Annotated in this window: 13 protein-coding genes and 1 tRNA gene; 9 read left to right on the top strand and 5 right to left on the bottom strand. The window is 66.0% G+C overall.

Going from position 1 to position 16,137, the window contains the following annotated elements; translation table 11 throughout:
- Positions 1–73: 73 nt before the first annotated feature.
- The 3 genes from ACHQ4I_RS15570 to ACHQ4I_RS15560 form a co-directional block, all read right to left on the bottom strand.
- Positions 74–1,054 carry a ribose-phosphate diphosphokinase gene (locus ACHQ4I_RS15570; RefSeq protein WP_420772412.1) on the bottom strand — a complete coding sequence of 327 codons (981 nt, stop codon included), beginning with the start codon at positions 1,052–1,054 and terminating at the stop codon, positions 74–76.
- The gene (gene glmU, locus ACHQ4I_RS15565) at positions 1,051–2,541 is read right to left on the bottom strand and encodes a bifunctional UDP-N-acetylglucosamine diphosphorylase/glucosamine-1-phosphate N-acetyltransferase GlmU (RefSeq protein WP_420772411.1); all 1,491 of its coding nucleotides are present in this window, start codon (positions 2,539–2,541) and stop codon (positions 1,051–1,053) included. The genes ACHQ4I_RS15570 and glmU overlap by 4 nt, the downstream gene beginning before the upstream one ends.
- A 71-nt stretch (positions 2,542–2,612) precedes the next feature.
- Positions 2,613–2,683: transfer RNA gene (locus ACHQ4I_RS15560), tRNA-Gln, on the bottom strand.
- Positions 2,684–2,992: 309 nt separating this feature from the next.
- On the opposite strand from ACHQ4I_RS15560, the gene ACHQ4I_RS15555 reads away from it, so the two are divergent.
- From ACHQ4I_RS15555 to ACHQ4I_RS15530, 6 genes are all read left to right on the top strand, one after another.
- Positions 2,993–3,607, top strand: coding sequence for a TetR/AcrR family transcriptional regulator (locus ACHQ4I_RS15555; protein WP_420772717.1), 615 nt, complete (start codon positions 2,993–2,995; stop codon positions 3,605–3,607).
- Positions 3,608–3,788: 181 nt separating this feature from the next.
- A complete protein-coding gene (locus tag ACHQ4I_RS15550; protein WP_420772410.1) occupies positions 3,789–4,436 on the top strand; it encodes a TetR family transcriptional regulator in 648 nt (215 codons plus the stop codon).
- 252 nt (positions 4,437–4,688) lie between these two features.
- Positions 4,689–8,300, top strand: coding sequence for a transcription-repair coupling factor (gene mfd, locus ACHQ4I_RS15545; protein ID WP_420772409.1), 3,612 nt, complete (start codon positions 4,689–4,691; stop codon positions 8,298–8,300).
- A 128-nt stretch (positions 8,301–8,428) separates the two neighbouring features.
- Positions 8,429–9,061, top strand: coding sequence for a nucleoside triphosphate pyrophosphohydrolase (locus tag ACHQ4I_RS15540; RefSeq protein WP_420772716.1), 633 nt, complete (start codon positions 8,429–8,431; stop codon positions 9,059–9,061).
- A 142-nt stretch (positions 9,062–9,203) separates the two neighbouring features.
- Complete coding sequence (locus ACHQ4I_RS15535) at positions 9,204–10,292, top strand: glycerol dehydrogenase (protein WP_420772408.1); 1,089 nt, start codon at positions 9,204–9,206, stop codon at positions 10,290–10,292.
- A gap of 293 nt (positions 10,293–10,585) precedes the next feature.
- Positions 10,586–11,539, top strand: coding sequence for a phosphodiesterase (locus ACHQ4I_RS15530; protein WP_420772407.1), 954 nt, complete (start codon positions 10,586–10,588; stop codon positions 11,537–11,539).
- Here the strand turns inward: ACHQ4I_RS15530 and ACHQ4I_RS15525 are convergent.
- A complete protein-coding gene (locus ACHQ4I_RS15525; protein WP_420772715.1) occupies positions 11,487–12,911 on the bottom strand; it encodes a stealth family protein in 1,425 nt (474 codons plus the stop codon). The genes ACHQ4I_RS15530 and ACHQ4I_RS15525 overlap by 53 nt on opposite strands.
- A 531-nt stretch (positions 12,912–13,442) precedes the next feature.
- Between ACHQ4I_RS15525 and ACHQ4I_RS15520 the strand changes: the two genes are divergently transcribed.
- The 3 genes from ACHQ4I_RS15520 to ACHQ4I_RS15510 all read left to right on the top strand — a co-directional run bounded on the left by ACHQ4I_RS15520 (position 13,443) and on the right by ACHQ4I_RS15510 (position 15,232).
- The gene (locus tag ACHQ4I_RS15520; protein WP_420772406.1) at positions 13,443–13,904 is read left to right on the top strand and encodes a flavodoxin domain-containing protein; all 462 of its coding nucleotides are present in this window, start codon (positions 13,443–13,445) and stop codon (positions 13,902–13,904) included.
- Between the two features lie 121 nt (positions 13,905–14,025).
- The gene (locus ACHQ4I_RS15515) at positions 14,026–14,502 is read left to right on the top strand and encodes a hypothetical protein (protein WP_420772405.1); all 477 of its coding nucleotides are present in this window, start codon (positions 14,026–14,028) and stop codon (positions 14,500–14,502) included.
- Between the two features lie 154 nt (positions 14,503–14,656).
- Entirely contained in the window at positions 14,657–15,232 is a 576-nt protein-coding gene (locus ACHQ4I_RS15510) for a TerD family protein (protein WP_420772404.1), read from the top strand.
- Here the strand turns inward: ACHQ4I_RS15510 and ACHQ4I_RS15505 are convergent.
- Complete coding sequence (locus tag ACHQ4I_RS15505) at positions 15,214–16,128, bottom strand: putative PEP-binding protein (RefSeq protein WP_420772403.1); 915 nt, start codon at positions 16,126–16,128, stop codon at positions 15,214–15,216. The genes ACHQ4I_RS15510 and ACHQ4I_RS15505 overlap by 19 nt on opposite strands.
- Between the last annotated feature and the right edge of the window lie 9 nt (positions 16,129–16,137).

The raw sequence follows: 16,137 nt of genomic DNA, 5'->3' as shown, positions 1-16,137 counted from the left end.
CACCGCGAGTCGATGCCGCAGACAAAAACGTCGCGGCCCGGACCTGGGTCCGAGCCGCGACGAAGGATGAACTCTACGCGTTGCCGTTGAAAAGTCCGGTGACCGAACCGTTCTCGAAGACCTCGCGGATGGTGCGCGCCAGCAGCGGCGCGATCGATAGCACGGTCAGCTGCGGGAACTTCTTGTCCTCGCTGATCGGCAGCGTATTGGTGACCACGACCTCCTTGGCGCCACAATTGGCCAGGCGCTCGGCGGCCGGATCGCTCAGCACGCCGTGCGTCGCGGCGATGACCACATCGCCCGCGCCGGCCTCCTTGAGCACCTTGACCGCGCCCGCGATGGTGCCACCGGTGTCGATCATGTCGTCGATCAGGATGCAGGTGCGGCCCTCGACCTCACCGACCACGCGGTTGGCCTTGATCTGGTTGGGCACCAACGGGTCACGGGTCTTGTGGATGAACGCCAGCGGCGAGCCGCCCAGCGAATCGGCCCACTTCTCCGCGACGCGCACACGACCGGAATCGGGGGAGACCACGGTGATGTGCTCGAGGCTGTAGTTGGTGCGCACGTACTCGGCCAGCTGCAGCTGGGCGTGCATGTGATCGACCGGGCCGTCGAAGAAGCCCTGGATCTGATCGGTGTGCAGGTCGACGGTGATGATGCGGTCCGCGCCAGCGGTCTTGAGCAGGTCGGCGACGAGGCGGGCGGAGATGGGCTCGCGGCCGCGGTGCTTCTTGTCCTGACGCGCGTACGGGTAGAACGGCAGCACCGCGGTGATCCGCTTGGCCGAACCGCGCTTGAGCGCGTCGATCATGATGAGCTGTTCCATCAGCCACTGGTTCAGCGGAGCCGGAAAGCTCTGCAGCACAAAGGCATCCGAGCCGCGCACGGACTCCTCGAACCGGACGAAGATCTCGCCGTTGGCGAAGTCGCGCGCGGTCTGCGGGGTGACGTGGACGTCGAGTTCCTTGGCGACCTGCTCGGCCAGCTCAGGATGGGCGCGTCCCGAGAAGAGCATCAGGTTCTTCTGGTTATCGATCCATGACGCGGTCACTGCTGATTGCCATCCTTTTGCTCGATTGCCTGACCCGACATCTCTTTGGCCGCGATGGCTTCCGCCGCCGCGCGCGCCGCGTCCGTCCCTGGACGGTGCCGCTGCACCCAGCCCTCAATGTTTTTCTGCGGTCCGCCCGACACCGCCAGAGCCCCCGGCGGAACGCTTCTACGCAGCACAGTACCCGCCGCCGTATAAGCGCCGTCACCCACGGTCACCGGCGCGACGAACATGGTGTCGCTGCCGGTGCGCACATGCGAGCCGACCACGGTGTGATGCTTTTTCACACCGTCGTAATTGACGAAAACGCTGGAGGCACCGATGTTGCTGTGCTCACCGATGGTGGCATCGCCGACATAAGTGAGGTGCGGCACTTTCGAGTGCGCGCCGATCGATGCGTTCTTCGTTTCGACGAATGCGCCGAGCTTCCCGGAATCGCCGACAACGGTGCCGGGGCGTAGATAGCTGAAGGGGCCGATATTCGCGCCGGGACCAATCACGGCCTGATCACCGTGAGTGCGGACAACGTGCGCGCCCTCACCGACGACGACATCGGTGAGTGTGGAATCCGGTCCGATTACGGCGTCCTCACCGATTACCGTGTCGCCGAGCAGTTGCACGCCCGGCCGGATTTCGGCGTCCCTGGCGATCTTCACGCTCGCGTCCACCCAGGTGGTGGCGGGATCGATAATGGTCACCCCGGCGCGCATATGGCGTTCCAGGATGTAGCGGTTGAGGGTGCGCGCCGCTTCCGACATCTGCACCCGGTCGTTGACGCCGGTGACCTTGGCCGCGTCCAGGAGGCGGGCGCCGTGCACCGGATGTCCGGCCTCGCGGGCCAGCCGCAGCACGTCGGTCAGGTACAGCTCGTGCTGGGCGTTGGCGGTGGACAGGCGTCCGATCATGGTGCGCAGCACCGCCGCGTCGAAGGCGTAGACACCCGAGTTGACCTCGGTGATCGCCGACTGCTCCGGGGTGGCGTCGGCATGTTCGACGATCTCGGTGACCTGGCCCTTGGCATTGCGGACGATGCGGCCGTAGCCGTTCGGATCGTCCGGCACGAAGGTCAGCACCGTGACCGCGGAGCGTTCGGCGTAGCTGCGGTGCTCGTCGAGCAGCGCGGACAGGGTGTGCCCGTCCAGCAGCGGCACGTCGGCGGAGGTGACCAGCAGGTCACCGGTGAAATCGGCGGGAACCGACGCCAGCGCGCACTGCACCGCGTGGCCGGTACCGAGTTGTTCTTCCTGGATGGCGGTGGTGATGTCGCGGCGCAGTTCGGCGGCGACGTCGGCGACCGCGGCGCCGACTTGTTCCCGGTCGTGTCCCACCACGGTAATGAGGAACGCGGGGTCGATCTCGTTGGCCGCATGCAGCGCGTGCGCGAGCATGCTTCGACCGGCCAGCGAATGCAGCACTTTAGGAGTCTTCGACCGCATTCGCGTCCCGGCACCGGCTGCGAGAACGACGACGGCGGTCTGCTGTGGCATGGATCTCCCTCGGCTGCCTGTCATCGTGCCAGTGATGTGCGCGGCCAACGATAAGCCATCGTGCCGATGTGCTCCGCCGCCAGGACTCGAACCTGAACTATCTGAACCAAAATCAGAGGTGCTGCCATTACACTACGGCGGATTGCCACACCGGCGGATCTCCAAACCCGCCACTGCGCCAGCGGCACGGCATGAATCCTCGCATGCGGACCGCCGATTAGTCGAACTCCCGGGTGGAATTGGGTCCGTGCGCCACTGATAACGTCTGGGACGGTGCCGACTGATTTCGCGCGTACATGGGTAACTCGTCGGGGACGCCCAGAACCCGGTCCCGTACCCGACCGTCGGCCCGCAGCGAAAGTCTGGTTGCGCTCGACGACCGGCAAGAGACGCGGAGAGGCGGAGGAGCACGGTGTCTTCGGATGAACCGCCCAAGGTGTCCCGGCCGCGGATGACGGGAACGCAACGGCGGCAGCAGTTGATCGAGATCGGTCGCGCTCTGTTCGCCGAACGCGGATACGACGCGACCTCGATCGAGGAGATCGCGCAGCGGGCCCAGGTCTCCAAACCCGTTGTGTACGAACACTTCGGCGGCAAAGAGGGGCTCTACGCGGTGGTGGTCGACCGCGAGATGTCGATGTTGCTGGACATGATCACCTCCTCGCTGACCCAGAATCGGTCCCGGATCCGGCTCGAACGGGTCGCGCTCGCGCTGCTGACCTATATCGAGGAACGCACAGATGGATTCCGAATCCTGGTGCGCGACCAGCCCGCCGCCACCGCGGAGGGCCGCTACTCGAGTCTGCTCAACGAGGCCACCAACCAGGTCGCGCATATCCTCGGCGGCGATTTCGAGCGCCGCGGCTTCGATACCAGTCTGACCGGTTTGTACGCGCAGGCGTTGGTCGGCATGGTCTCGACCGCCGCGACCTGGTGGCTGGACGAGCGCAAGCCGTCGAAAGAGGTTGTGGCGGCACATCTGGTGAACCTGTGCTGGAACGGGCTCAGTCATTTGGAAGCCGACCCACAGCTCAGCTCGGAATGGCGCGCCGGTACGGGGGACTGACGGCATTGTTAGCCAGTGAATTGCGCAGTATGCCCGTCCGAATGCCGGAATTCGCTGGCGGGCGCCCACCTGGTGGTACGGTTCACCCATCCTCAGGGTGCTGTTCGGGTGGTAAGTCGGTCTACTTCGGGATGTCGGTCTACTTCAGGATGGCTGGTTTTAAGGATGACAGGCGGATCTGATGGCTAGGCAAGCGCGCGCGGAGATAACCCGCGATTCCGTCCTGGCGGGCGCTGCCGATGTCTTTCTGCGCTTGGGATATGCGAATGCGAGCCTGAGCGAGATCATCGCGCAGTCGAACGTGACCAAGGGCGCCTTGTACTTTCACTTCGGTTCGAAGGAAGAGCTAGCGCGCGCCGTGGTCGACCAGGGCAATGAGCGCCTGGTCAGTTCGTGCCAGGGCTTCTTCGATCCGAGAGTGCCCGCGCTCGAGGCATGTATCGGGATCACCTATGTCGTCGCGGACCTGTCCATGAACGATCCGATGGTCGGCGCGATGCTCAAGCTGACCCATCAGATCGGCGACTACCGCGGCGCCCAGGGCGACAATATCGCCAAGACCTGGGGCGATACCTACCGCGTCCTGGCCGAGCGCGCCATCGCCCAGGGCGACCTGGAGGCCGACCTCGACGCCGAGGTGATCGGCCTGCTGCTACAGGAGATGACCGCGGGCGTGCACATCACGGCGGTCGGCACCGATTCCATCGACCAGATGGCGACGCGGATGGAACGGGCCTGGTACTTCCTGCTGCCGTCGATCGTGCCGCAGGAGAAGCTCTCCTACTTCCGCGAATTCGCCGCCCGCCGCCTGCGCCGCTACGTCCCGTAGGTCGGTCCGCGCCGGTCCATGCCGACAACAGTGTCACCGTGCATTGGTAGGTTGTCGGTTGCCGGCTGATTTCGTGAGCACATGGGTGGACTCGTCGGGTACGCCCAGAACTCGACCATTCGCTCGACCGCCGGCCCGGGACGACACTGACGTGGCACCCACGACCGGCAAGAGGCTCGGGGCGGCGGGGGAGCGGTGGTGATTAGACTCGGTTGGCCGTCATAAAAGCCCGCCTGAGTTCAGGAGTGTTCGATGCCCACCCACCGTCCACCTCTCGCAGGACTGGCCGCGGTGGCCGGGGCCGATTCCGCGTTGCGGACCGTCGCCGACCTGGTCGGGAAGTCGCCGGTCGAGTTGGTCGGTCCGTCGGCGGTGCGGCCGTTCGTCGCGGCGACCATTGCGGCGCAGCGGCCGCTGGTGGTGGTGACGGCGACCGGGCGCGAGGCCGATGATCTGACGGTCGAGCTCGAAGAAATACTGGGCGCGGCGGTCGCGCAGTTCCCGTCCTGGGAGACGCTGCCGCATGAGCGGCTCTCGCCGGGCGCGGACACCGTGGGGCGCAGGCTGGAGGTTCTGCGGCGGCTGGCGCATCCGGAGGATCCGGTGTTTCCGGTACCGCTGCGGGTCGTGGTCACGACCGTTCGTTCTCTGATGCAGCCGATGGCGGCGGGTCTCGGCGATATCGACCCCATCGTGCTGCGCGTCGGCGCGGAGCTCGATTTCGACGAATTGCTCCTGCGTCTGATCGAATTCGCTTACACCCGTGTCGATATGGTCGGCAAGCGCGGTGAGTTCGCGGTGCGCGGCGGCATCCTCGATATCTTCCCGCCGACCGCGGATCATCCGGTGCGCGTGGAGTTCTGGGGCGACGAGGTGACCGAGCTGCGACCCTTCGCGGTCGCCGATCAGCGGTCGCTGACCGATGTCACGGTGGACGTGGTCGTCGCGCCGCCGTGTCGAGAACTGTTGCTCACCCAGGCCGTTCGCGTGCGCGCCGCCGAGGTCGCGGTGGCGAATGCCGCCGACGCCGCGCTGGTCGAGATGTTGGAGAAGCTTGCCGAGGGCATTCCGGTCGAGGGTATGGAGGCACTGCTGCCGGTGCTGCAGGCCGGCGAATTGCGGCTGCTCACCGAGGTTTTGCCGGACGGCACCCAGCTGTTGCTGTGCGATCCGGAGAAGATCCGCACGCGCGCGGCCGATTTGGTGCGCACCGGTGAGGAGTTCCTGGAGGCATCGTGGACCGCCGCCTCGTTCGGTGGCGCGGCCCCGCTGGGCGGGCACGGGCTCGATCTGGCCGCCTCCGGCTACCGGGCGCTGCCCGAAATCCACGACAGCGCAAACCAGCACGGCCTGCCCTGGTGGACGCTGAGCCCGCTGACCTCCGGCGATCCCGCCGAGGTGGTGCTGCCGGTGTTGGCCGGTCCCGCGGCGCGCGGTTCCGATGAGCTGGTGGCGACGATCTTCGCCTCCCTGCGCGCGCATGTGCTGACCGGCGGTCGCGCGGTGGTTGTCGTCGCGGGTCACGGTACGGCGCAACGCATTCTGGAACGGCTTTCCGATGCCGAAGTGCCCGCCGCCGCCTTGGCGGCCGGCGCCGAGCCGACGCCCGGACTGGTCGGTGTGCTGTGCGGTTCGCTGCACGACGGGTTGATCTTCGACGATGCCGGTCTGGTCGTGGTCGCCGAATCCGACCTCACCGGCAACCGGGTCACCGCTCCGGCGGAGGGTAAGCGACTACCGGCCAAGCGCCGCAACCAAGTCGACCCGCTGGCGCTGAACGCCGGCGATATGGTGGTCCACGATCAGCACGGCATCGGCCGGTTCGTGGAGATGATCGAGCGCACCGTCGGCGGGGCCCGGCGCGAATACCTGGTCATCGAATACGCACCCGGCAAGCGCGGCCAGCCCGGCGACCGGCTGTTCGTGCCGATGGAATCGCTCGATCAGCTCTCACGCTATGTCGGCGGCGAGATGCCGAGCCTGTCCAAACTCGGCGGCTCCGACTGGGCGAATACGAAACGCAAGGCGCGCAAGGCGGTTCGTGAGATCGCCGGTGAGCTGGTGCAGTTGTACGCGGCGCGCCAGGCCGCGCCCGGTCATGCGTTCGGTCCGGATAGTCCGTGGCAGAAGGAGATGGAGGACGCCTTCGCGTTCACCGAGACCGTCGACCAGATGACCGCCATCGCCGAGGTGAAATCGGATATGGAGAAGGCGGTCCCGATGGATCGCGTGGTCTGTGGTGACGTCGGCTACGGCAAGACCGAGATCGCCGTGCGCGCCGCGTTCAAGGCCGTGCAGGACGGTAAGCAGGTCGTGGTGCTGGTGCCGACAACGTTGCTGGCGCAACAGCATTTGCAGACCTTCACCGAACGTGTCGCCGGATTCCCGGTGACCGTGAAGGGTTTGTCGCGGTTTACCGATCCGGGCGAATCCCGCGCGGTGCTGGAGGGAATGGCGGACGGTTCCGTCGATATCGTGGTCGGCACGCATCGGCTGTTGCAGACGGGGGTGCGGTGGAAAGACCTCGGCCTGGTCGTCGTCGACGAGGAACAGCGTTTCGGCGTCGAGCACAAGGAGCACATCAAGGCGCTGCGTACCCACGTCGACGTGCTGACCATGTCGGCCACCCCGATTCCGCGCACGCTGGAGATGAGTCTGGCCGGCATCCGCGAGATGTCGACCATTCTCACGCCGCCGGAGGAGCGCCATCCGGTGCTCACCTACGTCGGCGGCTACAACGACAAGCAGGTCACCGCGGCCATCCGGCGCGAACTGCTGCGTGATGGCCAGGTGTTCTACGTGCACAACCGGGTCTCCTCGATCGACAAGGCGGCCAAGCGGATTCGGGATCTGGTGCCCGAGGCGCGGGTGGTGGTCGCGCACGGCCAGATGAACGAGGACATGCTCGAAAAGACCGTGCAGGGGTTCTGGGAGCGCGAATTCGATGTGCTGGTCTGCACCACCATCATCGAAACCGGCCTCGATATCTCCAATGCGAATACGTTGATCGTGGAACGTGCCGACGCCCTGGGGTTGTCGCAGCTGCATCAGCTGCGTGGCCGGGTCGGCCGCAGCCGGGAGCGCGGGTACGCCTATTTCCTGTACCCGCCGGAGAAGCCGCTCACCGAGACGGCCTATGACCGGCTCGCCACCATTTCGCAGAATTCGGATCTCGGCGCGGGTATGGCCGTGGCCATGAAGGACCTGGAAATCCGCGGCGCCGGAAATGTGCTCGGCGCGGAGCAGTCGGGTCACGTGGCGGGTGTCGGGTTCGACCTGTACGTGCGGCTGGTCGGTGAGGCGGTGGAGGCCTATCGTGCCGCCGCCGACGGTAAGCCGATCGTCACCGAGGAGATCAAGGAGGTTCGCATCGACCTCCCGGTGGACGCGCATATTCCGCCCGACTACATCACCAGTGACCGACTCCGGTTGGAGGCCTATCGGAAACTGGCTGCCGCACAGGATGATCCGGCGCTGGAGTCGGTTGTCGAGGAGCTCGTCGACCGCTACGGCCCGCTGCCCGTTGAGGTCGGCAGGCTGGTCTCGGTGGCGAAACTGCGCCTGCTGGCACGCGAATACGAGGTCACCGAAATCGCGGTTACCGGAACCACGTTGAAGGTTTCGCCCTTGAGCCTGCCCGATTCCAAGCAGATGCGATTGAAGCGGCTGTATCCCAGTGCTGGTTATCGCGCCGCCAGTGGTGTCGTGCAACTGCCGCTGCCCCGGGTGGAGGACAGCGTCGGTGCGGAGCGGGTGCGCGACGTGGTGTTGTTGCAGTTCGTCGCCGATCTGCTGCTGCAACTGGATGGAAAGCCCAAGGGTTTTGTCGACCTGCGGGTCGCCACCGAGGCCACGGCTCGATGAGTTCGGATCGTGACGAGGCTGTTCTGCGCGCCGCGCGGCATGCGGCCGCGGAGGCGGGCGCGGCAAACGGTGTCGGGCGTACCGATACCGCCGTGGTAGCGGCGGGACTCGCCGACGCCGTCGAGGTGATGGACCGCCTCTGGAAATTCGGCGGCTGGGAAGTGACCCAAACTCACGACTCGCTGCGCCCGTACCTGCTCGAGGAGACCTACGAACTCCTCGACGCCATCCAGCACGACGACGCCGAAACCATCAAGGAAGAACTGGGCGACCTCCTGCTCCAAGTCCTCTTCCACTCCCGAATCGCCCAGGCCGCAGGCGAATTCACGGTAGACGACGTCGCCGCCGCCCTGGTCGCGAAACTCGTCAACCGCAGCCCGCACCTCGCCGACGAGCCCATCGCCCCAACGGCCACCGTCGCCGAGAAGATCGCCGCCCAGGAAAAGGCCTGGGAAGAACGCAAATCCGCCGAGAAGTCCCGCCGCTCCTGCCTCGACGGCATAGCCATGGCCCAACCCGCCCTGGCCCTGGCCGAGAAAATCCGCTCCCGCAGCCTCAAGGCAGGTCTCCCCGAAGACCTGATCCCCGCCGACCTGCGCGTCATCCACCTCGGCCGCGAAGACAGCGCCGAAGAACGCCTCCGCAAAGCCACCCTGACCTTCGCCGCCGAAATCCGCGCCGCCGAGAACGCCGCCGAAGCCACCCGCGGCGAGCGCACCCCCCTCTCAGCCGCAGACTGGCGCAACTACTGGCCGAGGTAGCGGGTCCGCTGCTTCGTTGCTCAACCCGGGCCGGAGCGGGTGGTGGTGGGCGTAGCGTTGCCGGTACGAGAGCGGCTATCGGGTAGGCGGGGTGCGGGCGATCGGCGCTACCTGGCGGATGCCCGGGATTGGGAGGTGGCGGATGCTGAGTGTGTTTTCTTCGCCCGGGCATTATGTGCAGGGGCGGGATGCGACGGTGGCGCTCGGGGCGGAGATGACGCGGTTGGGGATCGGGGGGCCGGTGACGATTGTGGCAGGGGGTAGTGCCTATCGGTTGTTGGCCGATACGTGGCGGGAGTCGCTTACCGAGGCGAAGATCGAGTACTCGGTGCATCGGTCCGGGGGTGAGTGCAGTCGGGCGGAGATCGCGCGGGTGACCGCGGCTGTGCAGGAGAGTGGGAGCACTGTCGTGTTGGGGGCGGGTGGGGGCAAGGTGCTGGATACCGCGCGGGCGGTGGCCGATGATCTGGACCTGCTGATGATCAGTTGTCCGACGGCGGCGTCGAGTGATGCGCCGTGCAGTGCTCTGTCGGTGATCTATACCGACAGTGGGGAATTCGAGGCTTATCAGTTGGTGCGGCGGAATCCGGCAATGGTGCTGGTCGATACCTCCGCCATCGCGCAGGCTCCGGCTCGGCTGCTCACCGCCGGAATGGGTGATGCGCTCGCGACCTGGTTCGAGGCGCGAACCTGCAGCGCCGCGCGGGTGCGGAATATGCGTGGCGGCGCCTCCACACTCAGCGCCACCGCATTGGCCGAGCTCTGCTACAACACCTTGCTCGCCGACGGCTCCCAGGCCCTCGCCGCGGTCCGCAACCACACCGTCACCCCGGCACTGGAGCGCATCGTCGAGGCCAACACCCTGCTCTCCGGACTCGGCTTCGAATCCTCCGGCCTGGCCGCCGCCCATGCCGTCCACAACGGCCTCACCGCCGCCCCGCAGACCCACCCGTACTTGCACGGCGAAAAGGTCGCCTTCGGCGTACTCACCCAGCTGGTCCTGGAAGGCGCTCCCACCGAAGAGATTTCGACGGTCCTCGAGTTCTGCGCGGCCGTCGGCCTGCCGACCACCTTCGCCGCGCTCGGTCTGGCCGACGCCGATAACCGGACCCTGACCGCGATCGCCGAACGCACCACCGCGCCGGGCGAAACCATCCACAACGAACCCTTCACCGTCGATGCGCCCATGGTGCTCGACGCCCTCCGCACCGCCGACGCCATCGGCAGGTAGTGCCTAGCGGCTGGAACCCGGAATGACCAGCGTGCGCGCGAATCGCCGGAGATCCTCGATGCCACCGTCGCCATGTTCGAGACCAGCACGGTCGCCGACGGTACCGGTCGCGTCGCCATGCCACCGCCGGCCCGCGGAGTTTCGGATTCGATGATCCGACACCGAACTCTCACCTACCCGCAAGCATGTCGACACCGTGCGTCGGGAAGCCTGTCAATAGGTCGTCGCTATCCTGGCGATCGAACCCGAAAGCCGATGGCGGGCAAATCCGCCGGGGAAGGACGTTCGGTCCGGTGCCCATCAGCAGAGTCGCGGAGCACCCGCGACCGAATCATGTGCTGTTCCATTTCAGCGATACCCATTTGATCGGCGGCGACGGCGAGCTGTATGGCGACGTGGACGCGGATCAGCGGCTGCGACAGTTGCTCGATCAGGCCGCGGCCAGCCGGATCCGGCCGACCGCGCTGGTGTTCACCGGTGACCTCACCGATAGGGGTGAGCCGGACGCGTACGAGAAGCTGCGCGCCATGGTCGAGCCCTTCGCGCGCCGATTACGCGCGCCGATAGTGTGGGTCACCGGCAATCACGATGATCGCGCCGCATTGCGCCGGACCCTGCTCGGTGAGCGCGCGTCGACGACGCCGCTGGATCGGGTGCACATGATCGACGGCCTGCGGATCATCGCCCTGGACACCACCGTCCCCGGCCACCACTACGGCGAGATCCGCGACGAACAGCTGGCCTGGCTGCGCTCGGTGCTGGCCGAACCCGCCCCGTTCGGCACCATCCTGGCGATGCACCATCCGCCGGTGCCGTGTGTCATCGATCTCGCGGTCACCGTCGAATTACGCGATCAGCGCAGGCTGGCCGACGTGCTCGACGGCAGCGATGTACGCGCGATTCTGGCAGGGCACCTGCACTTTTCGACCAGCGCCACCTTCGCGGGTATTCCGGTTTCCGTCGCCTCGGCGACCTGCTACAGCCAGGATCTGGCCGTCGCCCAAGGCGGCCTGCGCGGCCGCGATGGGGCGCAGGCCTTCAACTACGTGCACATCTACCCGGACACCATCGTCCACTCGGTGGTCCCGATCGATCGCGGCCCGACCGTCGGCTCCCCGTCCACCCCGGAGCAGGCGGCACGGACGCTGGTCGAGGAGGGCATCGTGATACAGCCCGCCGCGCGCATTCCGCGGGTCATGCGGCACCCGGCGCAGACTCCGGAATCTGATGACGAGGCCGTGCACTGATCCGTTCCCATGGCGCGCGGTCCGGGAAGTAGCCGGACAGGAACTCCGACACCGCGCGCACCCGGTCGGCCTCGGCGACCTCCGGGAAACTGCCGTCGTTGAGGCAGAAGAAGTCGACGTCGCGATGTTCGGCGAGCCCGTCGAGCAGTGCGAGCCCGCGTTGGCTCGTGGTGTCCACGTAACGCATCCGCGCCACCTCCTGCGGTACGGCTCGCCCGGTGAGCATGGCGTAGTAGTGATAGAGCGAGTTGGTCACCGAAATGTCGGTGGCGGCACGGAACCTGCTGGTCCTCGTGCGCGCGAAGTCGGCCGCGAACTCCTGTTCCATCTCGTGTAATACGCTGCGCCGCAACGGAACCGGGGTGTGCTCCAGATGCCTGGTGATGACGTGCCCGAACCGCCCGGCCAGCAGTTCCCGGTTCACCCGCGCGGCGTTCTCGAAACCGCTGCGCCGCTCGTTATTTCGGCCCGGACCTATCCGAGTGCCCGCCTCGATGAACCGGCTCACCCCGGCCGGGGTGAAGAACATCGACGGGCGCACCGGCCGCGCGAAGAACATATCGTCATTGGAGTACAGGAAGTGCTCGCTGAGCCCATCGATATGCTGCAGTTGGCATTCCACCGCATGGGAATTGAACGTGGGCAGCCCGCCGGTATCGCTGAAGTGATCCACCGCGCGCACCACCGTCACTCGCGGATGCTCGTCGAGCCAGTGCGGCACCGTGGAATCGGTGGCGATGAAGATCCGGCGGATCCACGGCGCGTTCTTGTACACCGAGCGCAGCGCGTACTTCAATTCGTCGATCTGACGGATCCTGGCATCGGCGTCATCGCCCTCGCCGACCACCACCTGGGCCAGCATGCCCGCACGGCGAGCACGGAATTCGGGATCGGAGCCGTCCACCCAGGAGAACACCAGGTCGATATCGAAGCCGACATCGGTCGGCTGCGGTGCGAACATATCGGTCAGCGTCGGCCAATTGCGATCGAACAGGCGAACTTCCGTGCGCTCGACATCGGCGAGGTCGAAGACGTTGCGGGTGAAGGCGTTCGGCCGCGGGCATTCGACGGTGTCGCCGTGGTACTCCCACAGTTCCAGATCGACGTAATGCGCCGGGTCGGAATCACGGCTGAGCCGGAAAACATTGTGCTGTAACTCATTACAGGAGAAACCCGCGGCGATAGCGGTGTCCGTCACGCGGTGCACCATCGCCTGGTGCGCCGCATCCGCGGCCAGCGCGAGCCGATGGCCGCAATCGCGGATGAGCAGGAACGGCACCTCAGCGGCCGCCAACTCGCCCCGCAGATAGCCCAGGTCGTCCAGCATCGCGGGCGAGACGACGAGATTGCCCGCCGTCGGCCACGCGACCATGTCGACCGCTCCGAAATCCGTTGCCCCGATATCCACCATGTGTCTGCTCCGCGTCCATATTTGTGCCGAAATGTCCCGTGGTACCGCGCTGGAACCCGAGCAGTGCAACCGGACGACGCTGTCGGCGCCGTCCTGGGATGCCGCGCCCGGCGCGGCCGAATTCAGAAGTTCGGGACGATGCCGTAGTGCAGGAACGAAGTGATCAGGCGAGTCTCGGACGAGCGGTACACCATGTCGTTCTCACCTCACTCACGGCCGGACGCCATCGCGTCTTCTTGGGCGGAGTGCTGTCGGGTCGGTGCGCGGCGCGACGGCCGAGCGTGACACGGAGCAGCACGCCGGGCCAGACAGTCATCGGCTGGCGATTTGGAGAAGCCCCTGCTGAACAGGGTGCTGTCAGAAATGATGCATCGACCGGGACGGCCCGTCAATCCGGACGACCCGCCGGTGTCCCGGACAGATCATTTGGCACGATTGTCCCATTGATATTAGGATAGCCTTACCGCATAATCCCGAGGAAGGAGCGAGGAAGTGCGGATAGTCATTCTGTTCGGTTCGGAGATGGGCACGGCCGAGGCCGCCGCGGAATGCGTGGCGGATGAGCTGGCGGTCACCCACGATGTCTCGGTCCACGACATGACCGACTTCGATGTCGACGATCTGGACATCGACGCCTTCCACATCGTCGTCTGCTCGACCTACGGCGACGGGGAATTGCCGACCGGCGCCGAACCCTTCTTCGACGCACTCGAAGCCCGTAGGCCGGACCTCACGGGATTGACCTTCGCGGTCTTCGGCCTCGGCGACTCGGTCTACGGCGACACCTTCAACCGCGGTGGTGAGCTCGCCGCCGAACTGCTCACGGCCCGCGGGGCGACCCAGATCGGCGCGCACGGCCGGCATGACGCGTCATCGGAGATCCGCGTCAAGGATATGGCCCGCGACTGGGCCAGGGCCCTGCCCATCGCCAGCGCCGCCGCACTGGCGTCCTGAGAGGTGCCTGAGAGCACTTCGGACAAAGAACGCAGCGCCAGCGAACAAGGGACACAGCACCTTAGACTTGCAAGCAACGTGGCACAGCCCGCCGCGTTGCAGCGATCAAGAGGTGACGAACATGGCAGCCGGAGCGAGCCCCGTGCAACGTCAAGACCACTCGACGGCCGATCATCCCGAACTGGACGTGCTCCCGGAATGGCCGCAGGAGACGATCGCCGTGCTGGTCACCACCGATCCAGCGCCGCATGCGATTCCGGTGTCCTGGCCGGTACGCGCGGGCGACCGGCGCATTCTGCTCAGCCTGAAATTCGATCGCGGTTCGCTGGCCCGTTTGCGGGAGCGGCCCGATGTCGCTCTGCTGATTCTCGGCGGCGGCAATGTCGCGCTGTGCGCTCGGGGGCAGGCCAAGGTCGTCGCGGAGGAAATGCCCGGCGCGACAGACTATGTGGCGGTGCAGATCGATGTCGAGGTCATCGATGATCACCGGCAGTCGGCGTTCGCGGTGGCGAATGGTATCGAGCGCACTGTGCTCGATGCGAGTGAATTGCGTGCGCTCGAAGGGCGCGTGCAGACGCTGCGCGGGTGGGTCCGCTAGCGACTGTTTGTAGGTCGCTGGAAAGGGGCCGCTAGTGACTGCTTGCGGGTCGCTCGAAAGGGCAGCGGTCCAGAACTGAACCGGCGCAACACGTCCGGTACGGAGTAATAATCGTGAAGAAAGGCGGCGCGAACGCGTCGAACGGAAGGGGATCATGAGCGTCACATTGGCCAAAGGCGGAAATGTCTCGCTGTCGAAGCAGGCGGCCAACCTCACCAAGGTAGCGGTGGGGCTGGGCTGGGATGTGCGAACGACCACCGGGGCCGACTACGACCTCGATGCGAGTGCGCTGGCCACCGGGCCGAATCAGCGGGTGCTGTCCGATCAGCATTTCGTGTTCTACAACAATCTTCGCTCGCCAGAGGGCACGATCGAGCACACCGGTGACAACCTCACCGGCGAGGGTGAGGGCGATGACGAGGTGATCAATGTCGACCTGGCGGCCACGCCGCCGACGATCACCAATATCTTCTTCCCGGTCTCGATCCACGACGCCGATGCGCGCGGACAGTCGTTCGGGCAGATCCGCAATGCGTACATCCGCGTGATCGATGCGACCACGGGCGCCGAGCTGGCCCGGTATGACCTCACCGAGGATGCGTCCACCGAGACCGCCATGGTGTTCGGGGAGTTGTACCGGTACGGCAACGAATGGAAATTTCGTGCCATCGGTCAGGGGTACGCCTCCGGACTCGCGGGTATCGCCCGCGATTACGGCGTCAACGTCTGATAGGCCTGCGGGTGGTCGGGATCGGAACCGGCCGCCCGCTCGGCCTCGAACACCGCGATCGCGGCGCGGGTCTTGCGCTTGATCGCTTGCAGCACATCGAGATCCGGCAACTCCGCGAACTGGTCACCCAGTAGTTCGGGGAGGTCGGAATAGTGCAGAACGCATTCGTCGACACCGAGGTTCGCGCAGGCGGCGACCAGGTCCGGATGCAGATAACCCGCCACCGCGGTCCGCACGCCCGCGGCCGCGGCCACCATGGTGACGCGTTCGATCGCGCGCAGCAGCGGCGGAACCGGGCGCACCGGACTCAATGACGCGCGGGCCTGGCCGAGCAGCAGCGAGGACAGGTCGTTGCAGCCGATCACCACCCGCGAGACTCCGGTGGTGACAACACGATCGACCTCGAGCAGCAGTGACGGGATCTCGATCATGGTGGCCATCGGGCAGTCGCCGATAACGGCCTTGGTTTCCTGGATGGCCCACTGCAATTCGTCGACATAGGTGACGAACGGGAACAGCACGCCGATATCCGCGCCCTCGTCGCGCACCTGCGCGATGCCCTCGAGTTCCGCGACGAATGCCTCCGGAAAGCGGCGCGCTCGGCGAATGCCGCGCAGCCCCAGCAGTTTGTTCGGCTCGATGATGACCTCTTCGACGCCGTCGAGGATGTTGCATTCGGCGGTATCGGCTTCCATGGTGCGATACCAGATGGTTCCGGTCGCGCGCTTGGCGATATGGCGCAGATAGGGAACCAGATAACCCGAAACCGATTCGGGCGTCGGGTATTTTCCGGCCGCGCGGAATACGTACTCCCCGCGCACCATCCCGACGCCATCGAAATGGTCCAGCAGTTCAGCGGAGACCCGCTCACAACTCAATGCCAGGCTCTGCCGCATTCCGGCACG

The sequence above is a fragment of the Nocardia nepalensis genome (assembly GCF_048910785.1).
Taxonomy (GTDB): domain Bacteria; phylum Actinomycetota; class Actinomycetes; order Mycobacteriales; family Mycobacteriaceae; genus Nocardia; species Nocardia nepalensis.
Note: the sequence above shows the minus strand (reverse complement) of the source record. Positions and strands in the feature narration are given on the sequence as shown.

Coding starts and splice junctions, on each gene's coding strand:
- glmU (WP_420772411.1), bottom strand. CDS start 2,541: ATGCCACAGCAGACCGCCGTCGTCGTTCTCGCAGCCGGTGCCGGGACG.
- ACHQ4I_RS15555 (WP_420772717.1), top strand. CDS start 2,993: ATGACGGGAACGCAACGGCGGCAGCAGTTGATCGAGATCGGTCGCGCT.
- ACHQ4I_RS15550 (WP_420772410.1), top strand. CDS start 3,789: ATGGCTAGGCAAGCGCGCGCGGAGATAACCCGCGATTCCGTCCTGGCG.
- mfd (WP_420772409.1), top strand. CDS start 4,689: ATGCCCACCCACCGTCCACCTCTCGCAGGACTGGCCGCGGTGGCCGGG.
- ACHQ4I_RS15540 (WP_420772716.1), top strand. CDS start 8,429: ATGGACCGCCTCTGGAAATTCGGCGGCTGGGAAGTGACCCAAACTCAC.
- ACHQ4I_RS15535 (WP_420772408.1), top strand. CDS start 9,204: ATGCTGAGTGTGTTTTCTTCGCCCGGGCATTATGTGCAGGGGCGGGAT.
- ACHQ4I_RS15525 (WP_420772715.1), bottom strand. CDS start 12,911: ATGGTCGCGTGGCCGACGGCGGGCAATCTCGTCGTCTCGCCCGCGATG.
- ACHQ4I_RS15515 (WP_420772405.1), top strand. CDS start 14,026: ATGGCAGCCGGAGCGAGCCCCGTGCAACGTCAAGACCACTCGACGGCC.
- ACHQ4I_RS15510 (WP_420772404.1), top strand. CDS start 14,657: ATGAGCGTCACATTGGCCAAAGGCGGAAATGTCTCGCTGTCGAAGCAG.
- ACHQ4I_RS15505 (WP_420772403.1), bottom strand. CDS start 16,128: ATGCGGCAGAGCCTGGCATTGAGTTGTGAGCGGGTCTCCGCTGAACTG.